Source organism: Nocardia sp. NPDC046763 (assembly GCF_040645495.1).
GTDB lineage: Bacteria > Actinomycetota > Actinomycetes > Mycobacteriales > Mycobacteriaceae > Nocardia.
Window position 1 is genome coordinate 1 of record NZ_JBEYYI010000096.1, and the last position, 1,500, is coordinate 1,500.

The 1,500-nt window shown below is 68.4% G+C and carries 1 protein-coding gene and 1 pseudogene; both read right to left on the reverse strand.

What is annotated here, in order from left to right; genetic code table 11:
• A partial coding sequence (locus tag ABZ909_RS43625; protein WP_357012391.1) for a multicopper oxidase domain-containing protein occupies positions 1 to 1,046 on the reverse strand: 1,046 nt, incomplete at its 3' end.
• 206 nt (positions 1,047 to 1,252) lie between these two features.
• Positions 1,253 to 1,500: pseudogene (locus ABZ909_RS43630) on the reverse strand (hypothetical protein); the annotation flags it as partial.

The window sequence follows — 1,500 nt, forward strand, 5'->3', positions numbered from 1 at the left end:
CCCAACTCTCGATAGCTCTCAGGGGCTCCGCCCCCCGAACCCCCGGGAAGCAGACCTCGGCGGCTTCGCCCCCGACCCCCCGGACGGGGCCGGCGACCGGGGCTCACCCGGATCGACGGTGTCGGCACCGACCGGTCCAGCAGGCCCAGATCCCCGCCGATCGCGAAGAACTGCATGCCGTTGGAGAACCCGAAGATGTAGGGCCGCGAGTTGGAGCCGTTGAGCAGCCGGAACCGGTAGACGGTGCGCCGCACCTCGAGCCGCGGCCACACCACCCCGTTCACGCAGCACACGTCCCCCATCTGCCCGGATTGGTTGTAGCCCTGTGGAATGTAGGTGGCCACCATGGGTTGCAGGCTGCCGTCGGCATTGAAGGTCCGGTCCTGCACGATGAGCGGGATCTCGAACTCGCCGCTGGGCAGGCCGATCGGGTTGTCGTCGCGGCCGGTATCGAATTCGTCGCGAAGGTAATACATTCCGGCCAGCCCGGCCTGGATGTTCAACCTGGTGATCCCCATGGCGTGGTCGTGATACCAGAGGGTCGCGGCCTCCTGCCGGTTGCCGTACTCGAAGCTGGGCCCGCCGCCATTGCGCCACCCGATGAGCGGGTGTCCGTCGGAGTCGGGGGAATTCGCGCCGCCGTGCAGGTGCACGGTGAAGCGGGGATCGGTGCGATCCAGCTCGGTGACGCCGTGCATGGTCAGGTCCACATGTTCGGCCAGCACATGGGTGCCCAGCTCGTTACGAAAACCGATGCGCGCCACCTGATCCCGATGTGCCTCCAGGTTCGGCCCGAGCACCGGCTGCCCGAACCCCCAGCTGCGGGTCTCCGGCAGTTCCCGGTGATAGCGGTGGGTTCCCGAGGTGGCTGTCAATTCCCCTGCAGCCCGCCGGGTTTCGGGGATGGGCAGATCGTCGACGAACGGCTGCAGCGCGGGCGAATGGTAGTTGAACGGTGTGAACGTCGGCGGGGGCAGCGGTGGCAGCGGCACGGGCGGCGGGGGCAGGGGGACCGGATCGGCGGCCGCAGAAGCCGTGTAGCCCATGCCCGCTAAACCGAAGGCCCCCAGGAGGAAACCTCTTCTCGGCAGGTACTCCTCCATCACAGTCCCCACCCCGGCTAATTTCGCCGTCGACCGGCCCGTCGTCCGACGATAGCGGACATTGCCGGGCCCCGGACGTGAAAGCGGCGCGGCTTCGACTCGCCGCGCCGCGAAACGCGGTGTGCCGCTTCCGAAACGCGGTACCGGGACTAGCCCAGGCGCTCGATGATGGTGACGTTGGCGGTGCCGCCGCCCTCACAGATGGTGAGCAGACCGTAGCGACCGTTCACCCGCTCCAGCTCGTTGAGCAGGGAGGCGAACAGCTTGGCACCGGTCGCGCCCAGCGGGTGGCCCAGCGCGATGGCGCCGAGCTGCAGCACCGAGACCGTGACCATCTCCCCCAGCACGGAATTCGGCACCAAGGCGAAGAGCGAGACCGCCGCGCAGTTCGCGGTCG